The sequence below is a fragment of the Bacillus licheniformis DSM 13 = ATCC 14580 genome, from assembly GCF_000011645.1.
Taxonomy (GTDB): domain Bacteria; phylum Bacillota; class Bacilli; order Bacillales; family Bacillaceae; genus Bacillus; species Bacillus licheniformis.
The window spans coordinates 571,327-585,648 of sequence record NC_006270.3; the positions used below are offsets into that span (position 1 = coordinate 571,327).

General features: G+C 39.2%; 16 protein-coding genes, 7 tRNA genes and 1 pseudogene. 15 read left to right on the forward strand and 9 right to left on the reverse strand.

Going from position 1 to position 14,322, the window contains the following annotated elements; all coding sequences use genetic code 11:
- Positions 1-141 precede the first annotated feature (141 nt).
- A complete protein-coding gene (gene cmpA / locus TRNA_RS43540; protein ID WP_003179153.1) occupies positions 142-252 on the reverse strand; it encodes a cortex morphogenetic protein CmpA in 111 nt (36 codons plus the stop codon).
- A gap of 111 nt (positions 253-363) precedes the next feature.
- On the opposite strand from cmpA, the gene TRNA_RS24310 reads away from it, so the two are divergent.
- From TRNA_RS24310 to TRNA_RS24345, 8 genes are all read left to right on the forward strand, one after another.
- Complete coding sequence (locus TRNA_RS24310) at positions 364-825, forward strand: SprT family protein (RefSeq protein WP_003179155.1); 462 nt, start codon at positions 364-366, stop codon at positions 823-825.
- Positions 826-941: 116 nt separating this feature from the next.
- Positions 942-1,016 (forward strand) — tRNA-Asn (locus TRNA_RS24315).
- Positions 1,017-1,018: 2 nt separating this feature from the next.
- Positions 1,019-1,109: transfer RNA gene (locus TRNA_RS24320), tRNA-Ser, on the forward strand.
- Positions 1,110-1,137: 28 nt separating this feature from the next.
- Positions 1,138-1,209 (forward strand) — tRNA-Glu (locus TRNA_RS24325).
- Between the two features lie 12 nt (positions 1,210-1,221).
- Positions 1,222-1,296 (forward strand) — tRNA-Gln (locus TRNA_RS24330).
- Positions 1,297-1,304: 8 nt separating this feature from the next.
- Positions 1,305-1,380 (forward strand) — tRNA-Lys (locus tag TRNA_RS24335).
- A gap of 12 nt (positions 1,381-1,392) precedes the next feature.
- A tRNA-Leu gene (locus TRNA_RS24340) sits at positions 1,393-1,475 on the forward strand.
- Between the two features lie 20 nt (positions 1,476-1,495).
- Positions 1,496-1,579: transfer RNA gene (locus TRNA_RS24345), tRNA-Leu, on the forward strand.
- A gap of 289 nt (positions 1,580-1,868) precedes the next feature.
- On the opposite strand, the gene TRNA_RS24350 is transcribed toward TRNA_RS24345, so the two are convergent.
- The gene (locus TRNA_RS24350) at positions 1,869-2,753 is read right to left on the reverse strand and encodes a DMT family transporter (RefSeq protein WP_011197572.1); all 885 of its coding nucleotides are present in this window, start codon (positions 2,751-2,753) and stop codon (positions 1,869-1,871) included.
- Positions 2,754-3,293: 540 nt separating this feature from the next.
- On the opposite strand from TRNA_RS24350, the pseudogene TRNA_RS44025 reads away from it, so the two are divergent.
- Positions 3,294-3,377: pseudogene (locus TRNA_RS44025) on the forward strand (hypothetical protein); the annotation flags it as partial.
- Positions 3,378-3,618: 241 nt separating this feature from the next.
- Here the strand turns inward: TRNA_RS44025 and TRNA_RS24360 are convergent.
- The 3 genes from TRNA_RS24360 to TRNA_RS24370 form a co-directional block, all read right to left on the reverse strand.
- Positions 3,619-3,969, reverse strand: coding sequence for a hypothetical protein (locus tag TRNA_RS24360; protein WP_011197573.1), 351 nt, complete (start codon positions 3,967-3,969; stop codon positions 3,619-3,621).
- A complete protein-coding gene (locus TRNA_RS24365) occupies positions 3,959-4,204 on the reverse strand; it encodes a helix-turn-helix transcriptional regulator (RefSeq protein ID WP_016885180.1) in 246 nt (81 codons plus the stop codon). Before TRNA_RS24365 ends, TRNA_RS24360 begins: the two co-directional genes overlap by 11 nt.
- 631 nt (positions 4,205-4,835) lie before the next feature.
- Positions 4,836-5,864, reverse strand: coding sequence for a fatty acid desaturase (locus tag TRNA_RS24370; RefSeq protein ID WP_003179161.1), 1,029 nt, complete (start codon positions 5,862-5,864; stop codon positions 4,836-4,838).
- A 598-nt stretch (positions 5,865-6,462) separates the two neighbouring features.
- On the opposite strand from TRNA_RS24370, the gene cspC reads away from it, so the two are divergent.
- The gene (cspC, locus tag TRNA_RS24375; protein ID WP_003179166.1) at positions 6,463-6,666 is read left to right on the forward strand and encodes a cold shock protein CspC; all 204 of its coding nucleotides are present in this window, start codon (positions 6,463-6,465) and stop codon (positions 6,664-6,666) included.
- A 255-nt stretch (positions 6,667-6,921) separates the two neighbouring features.
- Here cspC and TRNA_RS24380 read toward each other — a convergent pair whose 3' ends face one another.
- Together TRNA_RS24380 and TRNA_RS24390 are read right to left on the reverse strand one after the other, a co-directional pair.
- A complete protein-coding gene (locus tag TRNA_RS24380) occupies positions 6,922-7,908 on the reverse strand; it encodes a zinc-dependent alcohol dehydrogenase family protein (RefSeq protein WP_009330118.1) in 987 nt (328 codons plus the stop codon).
- Positions 7,909-8,275: 367 nt separating this feature from the next.
- Positions 8,276-8,881, reverse strand: coding sequence for a YczE/YyaS/YitT family protein (locus tag TRNA_RS24390; protein WP_011197576.1), 606 nt, complete (start codon positions 8,879-8,881; stop codon positions 8,276-8,278).
- Positions 8,882-8,991: 110 nt separating this feature from the next.
- Between TRNA_RS24390 and TRNA_RS24395 the strand changes: the two genes are divergently transcribed.
- From TRNA_RS24395 to TRNA_RS24405, 3 genes are read left to right on the forward strand one after another with little or no spacing between them, the layout of a single operon-like run.
- The gene (locus TRNA_RS24395; RefSeq protein WP_003179173.1) at positions 8,992-9,444 is read left to right on the forward strand and encodes a MarR family winged helix-turn-helix transcriptional regulator; all 453 of its coding nucleotides are present in this window, start codon (positions 8,992-8,994) and stop codon (positions 9,442-9,444) included.
- A gap of 24 nt (positions 9,445-9,468) precedes the next feature.
- Positions 9,469-9,987, forward strand: a complete 519-nt coding sequence (locus TRNA_RS24400) for a GNAT family N-acetyltransferase (protein WP_003179175.1) — start codon at positions 9,469-9,471, stop codon at positions 9,985-9,987.
- Between the two features lie 21 nt (positions 9,988-10,008).
- Positions 10,009-10,626, forward strand: a complete 618-nt coding sequence (locus TRNA_RS24405) for an FMN-binding negative transcriptional regulator (protein ID WP_003179177.1) — start codon at positions 10,009-10,011, stop codon at positions 10,624-10,626.
- Positions 10,627-11,020: 394 nt separating this feature from the next.
- Here TRNA_RS24405 and TRNA_RS24410 read toward each other — a convergent pair whose 3' ends face one another.
- The gene (locus tag TRNA_RS24410) at positions 11,021-11,935 is read right to left on the reverse strand and encodes an arginase family protein (protein WP_009330115.1); all 915 of its coding nucleotides are present in this window, start codon (positions 11,933-11,935) and stop codon (positions 11,021-11,023) included.
- Positions 11,936-12,040: 105 nt separating this feature from the next.
- Between TRNA_RS24410 and TRNA_RS24415 the strand changes: the two genes are divergently transcribed.
- Entirely contained in the window at positions 12,041-12,376 is a 336-nt protein-coding gene (locus TRNA_RS24415; RefSeq protein ID WP_003179182.1) for a winged helix-turn-helix transcriptional regulator, read from the forward strand.
- A gap of 338 nt (positions 12,377-12,714) precedes the next feature.
- Complete coding sequence (locus tag TRNA_RS24420; RefSeq protein ID WP_009330114.1) at positions 12,715-13,587, forward strand: YitT family protein; 873 nt, start codon at positions 12,715-12,717, stop codon at positions 13,585-13,587.
- Positions 13,588-13,685: 98 nt separating this feature from the next.
- Here TRNA_RS24420 and TRNA_RS24425 read toward each other — a convergent pair whose 3' ends face one another.
- Entirely contained in the window at positions 13,686-14,264 is a 579-nt protein-coding gene (locus TRNA_RS24425) for a LysE family translocator (RefSeq protein ID WP_011197577.1), read from the reverse strand.
- Between the last annotated feature and the right edge of the window lie 58 nt (positions 14,265-14,322).

The following is a 14,322-nucleotide window of genomic DNA, read 5'->3' on the forward strand; positions in this document are numbered from 1 at the left end:
ATTCGCCCATGCTCCCCGAAATCGGGCGGTCAGCTCCATTTGGGGAGTAACGGGCGCCATTGTGTGAGATGATAAAAGGACCGGTGAAGATGATGAGGAAACAGAAGAAAATTCCATTCGGACTCGGATGAACACTGCTCATCAGCAGTGTTTTTTTCTGTAAAAATACCAGCACTGATTCAGCAATTTAATCTGGTAATGATCTTTTTCATAAAAAGCTCTCTGCATCTGGTTTTTGAGCCAATTCGGCATTGCTCATCCCTCCTCAGGCTCTTATCATAAGAGTATGGGTGTCGTGTATTAGTTTATGCCGCCCGGAATTTGTCCTGTTCAATGTTTTTAAAAATGAGGTGGACCCAAGCAATGGATGAACAACAACTGCAGCAGCTGACAGAACAGCTTTCGCTCACATACTTTAAAAAACCGTTCCGGCACCGCGCTTACTTCAACAGCCGCCTGAAAACGACAGGAGGCAGGTATTTGCTGAATTCCCACAATATCGAGCTGAATAAAAAATACCTGACAGAACACGGGCAAAAAGAGCTTGAAGGCATCATCAAGCATGAATTGTGCCATTACCACCTCCATCTTGAAGGAAAAGGCTACAAGCACCGCGACAAGGATTTTAGAACGCTATTAAAGGAAGTCGGTGCGCCGCGGTTCTGCACGCCGCTCGAAAAAGAGAAAAAGCCGCAAAGAAAAGTACGCACATACAAGTGTGAAGCATGCGGACAAACGTTTCTCCGAAAGCGGAAAATGGATACAAGCCGTTACGTTTGCGGCAAGTGCGGAGGGAAAATAAAAGAAATCATAAAAAAGGGTTGACTGATCAGGCTTGTCTATGATAAATTATAAAAGCCGTCGCAAGACGAGCCACAAAGACAAATTGTTCTTCTTGACACATTTTGTCGACATATTTATAATAAAATGAGTCTGATCATTCCACAGTAGCTCAGTGGTAGAGCTATCGGCTGTTAACCGATCGGTCGCAGGTTCGAATCCTGCCTGTGGAGCCAATGGAGAAGTACTCAAGTGGCTGAAGAGGCGCCCCTGCTAAGGGTGTAGGTCGCGTAAGCGGCGCGAGGGTTCAAATCCCTCCTTCTCCGCCATTAGGAAAATATGATGCTGACTTCATATGGCCCGTTGGTCAAGTGGTTAAGACACCGCCCTTTCACGGCGGTAACACGGGTTCGAATCCCGTACGGGTCATTTCTCATATGTTGGGCTATAGCCAAGCGGTAAGGCAACGGACTTTGACTCCGTCATGCGTTGGTTCGAATCCAGCTAGCCCAGCCATTATATTTGAGCCATTAGCTCAGTTGGTAGAGCATCTGACTTTTAATCAGAGGGTCGAAGGTTCGAGTCCTTCATGGCTCACCATTGTTTTTTCACGCGGGTGTGGCGGAATTGGCAGACGCGCTAGACTTAGGATCTAGTGTCTTTACGGCGTGGGGGTTCGAGTCCCTTCACCCGCACTTAAAAAACAACATATCATGCGGTCGTGGCGGAATGGCAGACGCGCTAGGTTGAGGGCCTAGTGGGTGAATAACCCGTGGAGGTTCAAGTCCTCTCGGCCGCATACCAGAGATACCAAGGGTTTTGACGCCCTTGGTGTTTTTTTGTTTCTTCAAGTTTTTTGATTCTTGTGACCAAATAGTGTCCAATTGGTTAAAAATAAGTCATTTAACTTGTGAGCTATTTGAGGAGGAAAGACAATTCTGTGTTGTTATGTTATGTAGCTCCTTTGGATCAAAGGAGTTTGGAATCTGTTTCGGTTTATTAGGATTAATCATCAAATTTCTCATAGAGGGAAGAAACTAAAGTTAAAAGAAAAGCAAACTATATAAAATAGTTTGCTTTTCTTTTTGTTATGAATTAACGTCTTTTTCTTTCTCTTTAATAACTAATAAAACACCAATAAGAATTAAAAACGAACCTATCCAAAATGTCCCGCCTATTTTTTCTCCCAGCAGAAGCCATCCAAGTAAGGTTCCAACTAGAGGCTGAAAAAAGAAAAAGAGACCTCCACTTGAAGCATTTAATAATTGCAATCCACGGTTCCATAATAAAAAAGCACAAGCTGTTGAAACAATTCCTAAATACAAAAGACCACCTAGAATTTTAGGGTCAAGCAGTTGTGACGTGAAAATTGCGGTAGGTTTTACAAAAGGAGTTAGTGCCACAATGGCAACAAAAGTTGAATACGTTGTCACAAGTAAAGACGAATAGCTGTTGGGCACGAGTTTGATAAGCACTGACATTAGCGCCCATGTAAGTGCTGCAGCAAGCAGAGAAATACCACCAATCTGATTAGAAGTATCAATATGACCGTTTCCAACAATAAATAATACGCCTATAGTCGCTAAAATAATTGAGGTTCCTTTTTTTATATTCAATGGTTCTTTAAGTAATAGACGAGCAAAAATAACCATGAACGCTGGTGTGGAAGACGTAATAATCGCCCCCATTTGTGCTGAAGATAACATCGTTCCATATTCTTGCGTAACAATTGAAATTGTGTTGCCAACTATTCCAATGACAACAATTAATAAAAGGTCACGTTTATGAATTTTCCAAGATTGTCTCTTTATTAAACCAACGATAAGAAGTGTAAGGATGGCGATTACGTACCTAATCCAAACCAATTCAATAGGCGGAATTACTGCGACAACAACCTTAACCACTACATACATGCCGCCCCAGATACTAGCGGCTAAAGCTAAATATATAGAACCTAACAGGGTATTTTTCATTTTTTTGTTCCCTCCGTATTTATAATTAGGTCAATAAATGCCCTAACGGAGAGAAGTAGTCACTTTACTCCATTAAGGGCGGAGAAGTGCTACTGGAACATCATTTTCAAATAGTGGAGCTAAAAACATGTTTTTTCACCTCAACTTTATTATTGCACTTATTATACAATGTCTGTTATTAAGCGGCAAACACCTCTATTTATATAGTGGGAGTTGTTTGAAGTAAGCCGTGGGATTTTCTTGAAGTGTGTTTTCTTAGACGAAGATAAAATTCAATACGTGACACAGAAGTCATGTTTGTTTTAGTCTGAAAACAGTTCCCCATTTTGTGACCAAAAAGAACATAAAATGATAAGTATAATGAGTATCTGTGAATGCTTGATATGACAGGCTTTTGTAACTGATGATAAGCTTTCACTTTATATTGAGGGCCTAGTGGGGGCAACCCCGTGGAGGTTCAAGTCCTCTCGGCCGCATACCAGAGATACCAAGGGTTTTGACGCCCTTGGTGTTTTTTTATGTCTACTTCCCACGAATTAGATTGCACCGGAAATCGAACGATTTAGGGCTGTAATTGAAAAGTACGCCCGTGAGGAAGTTGTTTTTGACCAAGTGAATATTATCGACCGATTGCGCCACGCTAACCATCTTTTGCGCCATCCAATATCGTGTAATCCACCACTGAATATCATAAGTTGCACCACCGCTTATAAAAAAGCCGCCAATCATCATTCAATACGAGGTTGGTGGCTTCTTAAAATAGGAATTCAGCAATCTCTGGCTTAAGGGGGGTGATTATCATTAGTCTGTAAGGAGGTATTGTCTAATCCTCCGCCCATGGCTGAGAATCACTCCCCGGCCTTTCTTATGAAAAATCCTTTTTATATTGGACGGATAGGTAAATCCCAGCAGCTAAAAATGCCAGCGCATATTTGTACAAGAAAAAGATGGTCCACATATCATCTTTAGGAAAAATCATGTCACATAGAATAATGACCAACAGCATATAGGAACTACTTTTCAAATAGATTTTATTTGTCCGTTCGTCGTCTTTTCCAAGCTTTTTATAAAATACATAGACCAAAATCCCGCTACCATAAACCAATAAAAAACCAACAACGATGAGAATATTCCAATTTCCCGGAGATTGTTCAGCCCAGGACCTTAAAGGGGAAAAAATTGTGTTATGGATACCTGAGAAAAACTTACTTATCATTTTGATCATTTCCTTTCACATAAGTAAAAATTTCGTTTACATCAACATTAAAAAATTCAGCAATTCGAAAAGCCAACAGCAGAGTCGGAACATAATTTCCTTTTTCCATTACGAAAATGGTTTGTTTGGAAACCCCGACTTTCTCCGCTAATTCTTGCTGAGACATTCTGGCAAGTACACGATATTCATAAACCTTATTTGATATCGAATCACCAAAGTCTTTCTTCACGACCATCACCTCTTGAATCAAATTATAAACTTACTTTTTACAAAAGTAAAGTAAACTTATACAAAAGGATAAAATAATTTTATTTTTGTTTAGGTTACTTTGATATAACAAGAGCCAAATTGCAGAAAGAACCTGACGAAATTCTTGTTCCGTCAGGTTCACATTTTGCTCTGGTGTAATTCATGGTTTTTAATGGGGCATTTTATGGTTTTCGGTGGGGCAAAGACCGGTAAGAATGGTGCGGTCGGGTGATAATATTCACTAGAAAATCAACTTTGATAAGCTTTACTGAAAAGCTTACTCCATAATTAATAAAAAACAATCAAATTTTGTGTAATCGATTAAATAGATGCAATGAAAATAAGCTTTCATAAACCATGATAAGCTTTCACTTTATTGAGGGCCACCCCCGTGGGAGGTTCAGGTCTCTCGGTTTAACACCAAATAATACCAAAGTTTTAATTGCCTTTGGTATTATTTTTTTGCGGAAAATCGGCAAAAAATGTACAGCATTGTCCAAGTCTGCAAGTATATTTGGCACTAAAAAAGTGCTGACCTCTGCACAAAACCGTTGTGCGAGTCTGCACTTTTATTCTCAAGATACACTGCCTATTATCATCGATTATGGGAAGTTTATTTAATCCGTTCTTAGTTGCGCTGATACTTGGCTTTTAGAAGCTTTTTTTAAGTGGCTAAAACCAACAAATTTTTTGCTTTCTTCATCCCATAGTCGGAACTTTAACGACTTAAGACTTGTTGCCAGTGTAATGGTTGGAACGTTTTGCAATGGTTCAATGTTGTTATGCACTTCTTCAAGCTTATAGTTTGGGACTCTCGGGCTTAAATGATGAACATGATGGAAACCGATATTGCCTGTTAGCCATTGCATGACTTTTGGAAGCTTATAAAAAGAGCTTCCTTCAACTGCTGCTTTTACATATTCCCAATGCTCATCTTCTTCAAAATAAGAATCCTCAAACGTATGCTGAATATAAAACATCCAAATTCCGAGAGATCCCGATATCATAAAAATTGGCGCCTGAACCAGCAGGAAGTTTTGCCAGCCAATAGCCCAGCATAAAAGTGCTGTCAAAGCGGCGATTCCCAAGTTCGTTACATACGTATTCATCCGTTCTTTGCGTTTTGCCCCTTTACGATTAAAACGATTGGTAATCCCGAAGACGTAAATCGGCCCAATCATAAACATAACAAACGGATTTCTGTATAAACGGTACATTATTTTTGTCTTAGTTGAGGCTTCCTTATATTCTTCAACGGTCAGCAACCAAATATCGCCTGTACCTCGTTTGTCCAGGTTGCTGCTTGTCGCATGGTGGATAGAATGGTCGCGTCCCCAATGATCAAAAGGATGCAAAGTTAGAATTCCTGTGATTGTTCCAAGGATTCGATTCGCCTTTTTGTTCTTAAAAAAGGAATAGTGGCAGCAATCATGAAAGATGATGAAGGTTCTCACTAAAAAACCTGCCGCAACGATAGAAATCGCTAATGTAAGGAAATAAGAAATCGACAAGCTCTTATATGCTAAACACCATAACAGGAAAAATGGTATCAATGTGTTAATGATTTGGTAAATGCTTTTTTGTAAATCGGACTTTTCATAAGGTGTAACTAGTTTTCTCAAAGTCTTTAGATTTTGGTCATTCATTTTTAAAAGTTTCCCCTTCCCTGATGAGTTTCTAAGTTTACGTTAGTCCAAGCGTCATACATCATATAAGTATCGTTCTTAGCCCTCTTTATTGGAAACTCGAAACTGATTTCCAGCTCAATTTTATGAAAATTATACCCGGCTCTTTATCGGGCCAAACTCTCTCCCTGCTTCCCTATGGGAATTGTTTTTTTTTAGACCGTGAACATTGATTGTTTAACTAACAAACATGATGAACAAGAAACAGCAGAGCTTTTTAAAGAAAATCAATTTTAGCAAAGAAAAAGGTTTGAAGACACTCGTGATTCATTTTCACGGTGTTTTCAAACCATAGTTCTTAGCCCTCTAAGATATGTTGTAAATTTTATGCGGAATGATTGACGCCTATCGCTTCTGCACTGATATCCACGCGTTTAAGAAATAATGCCATGAATAAAACAATAATAGGAATTGCAATTATTTCCGTTTCCTGTTATGATAAAGGAGAATTATTTTTGTTCGGTGTAAAGGATAGTATGAATATTGACTTTTCGTCTTGATGATACTTTGGGCAAGGATAGTAATACAATGTGCGGTAACGCACTAGGAGGCAACAAAAATGGAACAAGGTACAGTTAAATGGTTTAATGCAGAAAAAGGTTTTGGATTTATCGAACGTGAAAATGGAGACGATGTATTCGTACACTTTTCTGCAATCCAAAGCGACGGATTCAAATCATTAGACGAAGGTCAAAAAGTAACATTTGACGTTGAGCAAGGTCCTCGCGGAGCTCAAGCTGCTAACGTTCAAAAAACTGCTTAATTTTCAATCGTTTATACAAACAGGCTCTCTATGTAGAGCCTGTTTTTTTATGTTCTCTGTATAATGCTTAATAAGAAAACCTACTCAACGTTCGAGTAGGGAGATGGTGCAAAGCAATAAAAAGAAGATTTCAAGCTTAAAAGGTTGTTTACAGTATAACATACTGGATTGACAATATGCGGAATGTATATAAATTATTTATTTTTCTTTTCGAATACAACTACTTCTCATTCTTTCTTTTTGGTTACATCTCCTTCATGCAAAGTTCAACAGTATTTTTCCATTCAAACCCGGCTGTTCATAATGCTTCAAGGCATCATAAAAATCTTCAAAATCATATATTTTTTCTGGGGCATTGATGACCATTCTTCCGCTCTCAACAAGCTTAATCACCTCTGAGAAGCGATTGCGGTATTCAGAAACAGAATGTCTCTCATTCCAAAGTCTTAAGGCGAATAATTGCGGTGACACATGGTATACATCGTGTAGCTTTCGCCAATCGTTTGGTATACCTGACAATAGACCATAACTGACAAACGTCCCTTCAGGTTTTAATGCCCTCGCCAGCAGTTCGCCGCTTTCTCCTCCCACAGAGTCAATTGCATGGTCAACACCGATGTCGCAACCATCAGAAATCTTTTCATATATAGAACCTTTGGAAGCGTCGATGGCTCTCCATGCCCCGAGTTTTTGAAGTTTTTCTATCTTGCGGCTGTTTCTTGTCATGACAATTAAACGGAATCCCAGTATTTTGGAAATTTGCGCAAACAAACCTGCAATAGATGTACCTCCGCCATTCATTAAAACAATTTCATTCGGCTGAACACGCAATGATTCCGTACAAATTAGCCAGGCTGTTAATGGATTAATATACAGTTGACTGGCGTCGTTATCACTTATTGATGGAGGAAGTTCTATAGCATAATCAGCTTTTGTGGTTACATATTGTTGCCAAGTTCCCTCTCCTCTTACAGGGAGGACCCTTTTTCCAATCAATGATGGTGATACATCTTTGCCCTGATCTATGACAATCCCCACACCATCATATCCTGCAACAGCCGGCAGCTTAATTCTATGAGAATAGGCTCCTCTAATTGGAAGCAAATCTGATGGATTAATTGGACTGGCAATCATTTTGACAAGAATTTCATTTGGCTGAAGAGGAAGCTTTTCTCCGGCATGTAGCTGTAATTTTTGAAGCGGATCACCGAATTCCTTATATATTAATGAAACATTATTCATGATTTGTTATTGGCTCCTTAGGTTAATACTTCTATAAATAAAGTTGCACTTATTTGAGATTATGTCAATATTGTCTTTCTTTTAATATATTGAAGGGGGGTATGAATAAGGAGGAACAAAATAGGGAAATTCTCAACTAAACTTTTAAAGGCTTGGCTCGCAATCCCCAGATGGTTCAGAATGTTTACGCTAAGTGCTATCACGATATATATTTTATGGTCATTTTTCTTTAATGGGATAAAAAATATATTTAGGTTAGATACCTCTACATTAGTTATAAGCTTAATAGCATCCGGAATCATATTGATGATTTTCAATAAAGGTTCTGTGAAAAAGTAGGGAGCGGCATTAAAAACATTCCTTATCGTCATGTACGAGCGTCTGTAAAGCGACCCAACACTTTTCCAGCAAACGGCATAAACAAATGAAGGGCCAGCCCTCCTAAACAAACGGTTAATAAAGTTCCGATGCCAATCGGTCCTTTTAACATGACGGCCGCTGTCAAGAAGACAAGGTAAATGATGGTTCTCGAAAAAAATATATTGGTTCCTGTTAATTCTTTTATGATGAATGTTAGACGGTCAATTGGCATCGAAGCAAAATTTGTGTATAAGTATGTCGCGGTTCCTAATCCTGTAACAACCAAGCCGATCCCAAAACAAACCGCTTTGCTGTACCATTGTTCTGGTGTCACAAAAAAATGCAGCAAAAAAAGCCACATGTCAATGCCGATACCGGTTATAAACGCTGTTAGCAGCCCCGAAACTTCCGGTCTTTGTCTTTTTAAAACCGAATTGCAGCCTATTAATAGCAGAGCAATGATGACTTCCCAACTTCCCACAGTAAGCCCCGCATGTACGGCCAGTACCACCAAAAGTGCGTCAAAAGGCGAAGCGCCGAGATCTGATTGAATCGTGAAAGCAATACCAAGGGTTAAGATTAAAATTCCTATTACATAAAAAAGATATTTCACTTTGACTCGACCTCTTTTTGTTTTTTATTGCAAATGCAACAATATTCCGGTATATTTAATGTACGCTAATTATATTGCATTTGCAACAAAAAGCTCGAAAGGGGTTTATGATGAAGGATATTCTGCGTGAAATTGGAATGATTGCCCGAGCATTGGATTCTATAAGCAATATCGAATTTAAAGAACATGACCTGACAAAAGGGCAATATTTGTACCTTGTCCGAATATGCGAAAACCCGGGAATCATTCAGGAGAAGCTGGCTGAGATGATTAAAGTAGACAGGACCACCGCAGCCCGTGCAATAAAAAAACTTGAAATGAAGGGCTTTATTGAACGGAGAGATGATGAACATAACAAAAAAATAAAAAAACTTTTTCCGACGGAAAAGGGAAATGAGGTATTTCCTTTTATAAAAAGAGAAAATGACCATTCGAATCGTGTGGCATTAGAGGGATTTTCCGAGGGGGAAGCGGAGATCATCTTCAATCTTCTTCAAAGAGTAAGAAAAAATGTAGAAAAGGACTGGGAATTCGTGAAAAAGGGGAACAAGAGAAATTATTGACACGTAAAGGAGCGGCAGATTGAAATGACAGTAAATATAAAAAGGTGTACCCTTGAAGACTTACACAAGCTTCAGGAAATTGGTTATGAAACATTTAATGAGACATTTAAGCATCAGAATTCGCCAGAAAATATGAAAGCCTACTTGGACAAGGCATTTAACTTAAAACAATTAGAAAAAGAATTATCCAATAGCTCTTCGCAATTCTTTTTTGTTTATTTTAACAACGAAATCGCTGGATATTTAAAGGTCAACACCGATGAGGCCCAGTCTGAAAAAATGGGTGATGAATCACTTGAAATCGAGAGAATTTATATCAAGAACAACTTTCAAAAACACGGCCTGGGCAAATATCTGTTCAATAAAGCTGTGGAAATTGCAAAGGAACTGAATAAAAAGAAAATCTGGCTGGGCGTATGGGAAAAAAACGAAAATGCGATTGCTTTTTATAAGAAAATGGGGTTTGTACAAACCGGCGCCCACTCTTTTTATATGGGAGATGAAGAGCAAACGGACTTTATCATGGCCAAAACAATCCTATAACTTTTTAAAAGGAGGATGACGATGTATATTCCAAAATATTTTAAAGTCGAAAATGCTGATGAAATTTTGGATTTTGTCCAAAAAAACTCTTTTGGCACGATTGTTACGACAGAACAAGGGAAGCCAATCGCGACTCATTTGCCTTTAGGGCTCAATAAAAAAGGCGATGATTACTATATCACTGGCCATATCGCTTATGGAAACCCGCAGGTGGGAACTTTGGAAACCTGTAAAGATGTGCTTGTCATGTTTCAGGGGCCGCACGCATATATTTCTTCTTCCTGGTATGGGCATGAGGATGTTCCAACATGGAATTATCAAGCCGTCCATATATACGGTAAAGCAAGCATTCTAGAGAGAGATGAATTAATAGAAGAATTAACAATCATGATGGAAAAATACGAGAAGCATCGGGAAAATCCAATTTTATGGGATAACCTTTCTCCTCAACTTTTGGAGAGACAACTGAAAGCGATTGTCGGGTTTAAGATTAAGGTGGAAGACATTCAGGCTGCATATAAATTAAGTCAGAACCGAAATGATACAGACTACATGAACATCATTGATCAATTGCAAAATGAAGGAGATCCAGATTCGGAGCAATTGGCAGCAGCGATGAAAAAGAGGCTGGAAAATTAGATATAAATCTACCTTCAACCCTTTCGTATAGGAATTAAAGGTCGGAATCAGAGCAGTCATATTTGCAGCATCATAAAGAGCGAGAAATGAAAAGGCAGGCCGAATGATTTGCTTTTTTTATGTCGTGTAGAGTTGTTTATTGTGAAAAGGGCGAATAAACTTTGTCGAGGACCTAATGGGGAGGGGGACAACCCCGCGGAAGTTCAAGTTGTCTCGACCGCATCATAGGAATACCAAGGGTTGATAAGCCCTTGGTATTTCTTTCTTCCACTTGATTCTAGTGAGCAACATGTGAAGGGCAAAAATCATGTAACATGACAAGGCGATGGAAAGCTATCTCTATTATTATGGAGAGTTTCGACTCTATTATTTTGTTGTCATCCCGTTTAAAAAATTATTGGGTTAAAATAGGGATTTCACTAAGCAATTTCTTCAAATGAATAGAATCCCACGGCAAATGCTCGGTTATACCTAATCCAACCACATCCGTTTCGGAAGAGAGTTCTTTCAGAAGATGAAGCAGGTACGGCATTTGCATTGTTCCCTCAGGAGAAAAATTTACAGGTGCTTCAGGATTGGCGAATAATAAAGAACGAAACGCCTTCGGATCAAGCACGTCTAAATCAAGGTGTATTGCCAGATACTTGATGTTGCTTTCTTTTATCCATTCTTTTATAGGTTCGGTACTGGTCATTAACTTTTTAGTTCCGGCAGTTCTAATCCCAAGTCTTTGAATCACTTCAGTGTCTGGTTCTGTGGGAGCTATACCTTGTCTTTGAAGTTCATTTGATATCACTTTTGTTTCTTCTTCTGTAGGAGCTGCTAATCCCGCAATAAAGACATTTTCAGGTTTCAGGGGAATTTTCACATGTTTTGCGAACTCTTCATCTCCTTCTCCCAAAAGATTCCCGAGCGGTAATGTATGACCGTTGTCATAACCGGCATATCTAACTAAATCGCTATGAGCGTCAATCCAAATTAAACCTAAGTCCCCGCCGTATCGTTCGTTTAAATAAGCAAATGGTGCTTGTTCGACTAAGCAGTCACCGCCAAACATGACAATGCGATCCGGCTTATGAGCATGAATGATATGCTGAGCAGCCTCCAATTGTTCCAGCAGTTGTTTTCTCCCGTTTATCCCGTTTTCGTTTTCAAGCGGAGTTCCATCATAAGGTTGAACCGGAACATGAATAAGGGGCTGATCATTTTCAGGAGCCAGCCAAGCAAGCAGTTCTGCTCCAAAAGAGTAGTTGGGATTGTTTCCCCCTTGCCATTGCGGCATTAACAGACGAATTGTTTTTTTAGCCATGTTTTAGTCTCCTTTACTTCAAAGTAAGGTTAGTATAAAATGAACGCAAATAAAAAAATAGTACGCACTTTAATGACAGGTACTATCCAAAAGGAGAGTGTAAAAATGAGTATGGCAGAATATAAAGGTAAAGTGAAAAATATTCAAGATACACCTTTTGGATACACATTGTCTGTTATCGGCGGTAAATGGAAAATGGTTATTATTTACCTCCTGGCAGAAAATCAACCAATTCGCTTCAATGAGTTGAAAAGACAAATAGGGGCTATTACTTATAAAACATTGAGTTCACAACTTAAAGAATTGGAAGCGGATGGACTGGTGAAACGGAAAGAGTACCCTCAAGTTCCCCCTAAGGTCGAGTACAGTCTCACGGATAAAGCGGAATCCCTATTGCCGGTTTTAGAAGGGTTATGTGAATGGGGTTTAAAAAACCAATAAAGTTAAGGTTTCATTCTTACTGGAGAGGGAAGAATCAAAAAGCTTCGTTCTATTGCCAACAATCCTTTTGTTTGTCTGGAAATGTCAATATAGATTAACTGCAGAACGATGTGTCGGTTGCTTCTTAAGAGAGGGCCTTTAGTGTTGCTAAAACTGGGTGCTTGCAATATAGCTTTGTCGGCACATGAATGTTCCAAGTCTAAAAGGGTTACCTTAATTCAAGTAAAGAGCGGTATTCGCGGCAGCCTGCTTACCATGATACGTGATTGAACTTTTTAACAGAATAAATTTATTATGGTATATTTAAATATAACGTAAAAATTGAAATGAGGAATGGCATGAATAAAATCGAAAAACATAGGAAATTTAGAGCGAAGATGATTTTCAAAGTCATAATGGTCATGATCGGAGGAATCATAGCGGCATATGGATTGGAAACAGTGCTGATTCCAAACAGTGTATCTGATGGCGGAGTGACAGGACTTAGCATTGTTGGTTCACAACTGTTTGATTTGCCGCTTGGGATTCTTATCGCGGTTTTAAACATACCGTTTGTCTGGCTGGGATATAAGCAAATCGGGAAAAGCTTTGCGCTATTGTCCATTATCGGAATCGCATCACTTGCAGCAGGGACAAGTTTTATGCACCACACTCCAGCTATAATCGAAGGGGATACCTTGCTAGTCACTGTTGTCGGGGGGATCATCCTTGGATTTGGAATGGGGCTGGCGCTCCGCAATGGCGGAGCATTGGACGGAATTGATATGCTTGCTGTTTTGTTATCGCGAAAATTGCCATTTGGAACGAGCGATCTTATTCTATTCTTTAACCTTTTTGTGTTTATTTTTGTTTCCGCTGTATTTGGCTTGCAGGGGGCATTGCTGTCAGTCATTGCCTACTACATCGCGTCCAAAGTCATTCATGTTGTCGAGGAAGGGTTAAGCGGATCTAAAACTTTTCAAATCATTACAAGCGAACCTGAATTAATGGTTGAGACAATTCGTGATCAATTGGGCCGAAGTGCTACATATAAAGAAGCTTACGGGGGTTTTTCCCACGAGAAATTTAAAGAAATCACCTGTGTCATCAACCGCTTAGAAGACACCAAATTAAAAGAAATCATTAATGAAGTTGATAAAAATGCTTTTGTTACTGTATATGACGTAGCTGAAGTTAAGGGCAGTAATTTTAGAAAACCTAATATTCATTAGCAAAAATTTTTGAGGGCCTTCCTAAGAAAAAACATACCACGTCTTGTTGGTATGTTTTTTTTGTCCTTCGAAGCGATTTCCAATAAATTGATGATCAGTCATCGGAAAATAGACACCGCAGAATACATGAGCAGCAGGCACATAAGGACTCGAAATACCCGGTCGTGCTTTGCAAATACCCTTTTAAAAACGGAGCCGAATCCCGACCATAATAGCAGCGCCAGCCACCCGAGAACAATGGCTAATGCCAAATAATAGATTGTCGATTTCAAGGAATGGTTGAACGGCAAAACGAACGCGCTCATTACGGTTAAGAAGAACAAAATGCTTTTAATATTGATCAGCTGAAATATAAAGCCGGATATAAAAGAGGAGCGGGCTTCTGTGGAATCCTGTTTTTTATTTTTGGTAAAGCCGACTTGCAAAGCCAAATAAATCAAATAACACGCGCCGGCAAGTTTAAAATAAGGCTCTACAACGGGAATCCAATTGTACAGGCTGATTGTAAAGGCACCGCTGAGAATCCCAAGTACTGCAAACCCCGCCAAGATACCGCTGCTAAAACGCCATGAACCTGTAAAGCCGAACCTTTGCGCTTCATTCATCATTAAAATATTGCTCGGGCCGGGCGTAATGGATGTCATAATCACATACGAAAGAAAAGCTATAATACTCATTTAATCACCTTCATTTGCTAATGTCATAGTGGGCAGTTTTTATTGTATGATAATGATA

What these genes read in the sequence shown, in the direction of transcription:
- TRNA_RS24400 (WP_003179175.1), top strand. Translation starts at nt 9,469, where the DNA reads ATGACAGTAAATATAAAAAGGTGTACCCTTGAAGACTTACACAAGCTT.
- TRNA_RS24350 (WP_011197572.1), bottom strand. Translation starts at nt 2,753, where the DNA reads ATGAAAAATACCCTGTTAGGTTCTATATATTTAGCTTTAGCCGCTAGT.
- TRNA_RS24405 (WP_003179177.1), top strand. Translation starts at nt 10,009, where the DNA reads ATGTATATTCCAAAATATTTTAAAGTCGAAAATGCTGATGAAATTTTG.
- TRNA_RS24380 (WP_009330118.1), bottom strand. Translation starts at nt 7,908, where the DNA reads ATGAATAATGTTTCATTAATATATAAGGAATTCGGTGATCCGCTTCAA.
- TRNA_RS24420 (WP_009330114.1), top strand. Translation starts at nt 12,715, where the DNA reads ATGAATAAAATCGAAAAACATAGGAAATTTAGAGCGAAGATGATTTTC.
- TRNA_RS24365 (WP_016885180.1), bottom strand. Translation starts at nt 4,204, where the DNA reads ATGGTCGTGAAGAAAGACTTTGGTGATTCGATATCAAATAAGGTTTAT.
- TRNA_RS24395 (WP_003179173.1), top strand. Translation starts at nt 8,992, where the DNA reads ATGAAGGATATTCTGCGTGAAATTGGAATGATTGCCCGAGCATTGGAT.
- cspC (WP_003179166.1), top strand. Translation starts at nt 6,463, where the DNA reads ATGGAACAAGGTACAGTTAAATGGTTTAATGCAGAAAAAGGTTTTGGA.
- TRNA_RS24370 (WP_003179161.1), bottom strand. Translation starts at nt 5,864, where the DNA reads ATGAATGACCAAAATCTAAAGACTTTGAGAAAACTAGTTACACCTTAT.
- TRNA_RS24310 (WP_003179155.1), top strand. Translation starts at nt 364, where the DNA reads ATGGATGAACAACAACTGCAGCAGCTGACAGAACAGCTTTCGCTCACA.
- TRNA_RS24410 (WP_009330115.1), bottom strand. Translation starts at nt 11,935, where the DNA reads ATGGCTAAAAAAACAATTCGTCTGTTAATGCCGCAATGGCAAGGGGGA.
- cmpA (WP_003179153.1), bottom strand. Translation starts at nt 252, where the DNA reads ATGCCGAATTGGCTCAAAAACCAGATGCAGAGAGCTTTTTATGAAAAA.
- TRNA_RS24425 (WP_011197577.1), bottom strand. Translation starts at nt 14,264, where the DNA reads ATGAGTATTATAGCTTTTCTTTCGTATGTGATTATGACATCCATTACG.
- TRNA_RS24360 (WP_011197573.1), bottom strand. Translation starts at nt 3,969, where the DNA reads ATGATAAGTAAGTTTTTCTCAGGTATCCATAACACAATTTTTTCCCCT.
- TRNA_RS24415 (WP_003179182.1), top strand. Translation starts at nt 12,041, where the DNA reads ATGAGTATGGCAGAATATAAAGGTAAAGTGAAAAATATTCAAGATACA.